Source organism: Calderihabitans maritimus (genome assembly GCF_002207765.1).
GTDB classification, from domain to species: domain Bacteria; phylum Bacillota; class KKC1; order Calderihabitantales; family Calderihabitantaceae; genus Calderihabitans; species Calderihabitans maritimus.
This window is the reverse complement of the sequence record NZ_BDGJ01000138.1, coordinates 1-390: the sequence shown is the minus strand read 5'-3', so window position 1 is coordinate 390 and position 390 is coordinate 1. Positions and strand designations below refer to the sequence as shown.

Sequence of the window (390 nt, the reverse complement as noted above, 5' to 3'; positions counted from 1 at the left end):
GCTGGATGTAGTCAAACCCTTCTCCTTTCAGAATACCAAAGATGGCTTTTATCGTCTAGTCTCAAAGATACTGAAGGCAAAAGAAATCGAACAAGCCAGCAGGGTTGTTATAGGCATGGAGCCCACAGGACACTACTGGAAACCCCTGGCCTGGTTTTTAACAGAACAGGGATACCCAGTAGTTATAGTGAACCCATTGCACGTCAAGCGGAGCAAAGAAATGGAAGACAACAGTCCCGGCAAAACTGACCGTAAAGACGCCGGCATAATAGCGGATTTGGTTAGTCAAGGAAAGTTCCAGCACTGTATTCTTCCCAAGGGCATTTATGCGGAACTACGCAACCTATACGTTGCCAGACAACAACAACGCAGAAAACTAAACAGCAGCTT

1 protein-coding gene is annotated in these 390 nt (G+C 46.2%); it reads left to right on the top strand.

Features of this window, described 5'->3' with window-relative positions:
* A partial coding sequence (locus KKC1_RS11285; protein ID WP_192868213.1) for an IS110 family transposase occupies positions 1–390 on the top strand: 390 nt, incomplete at both ends.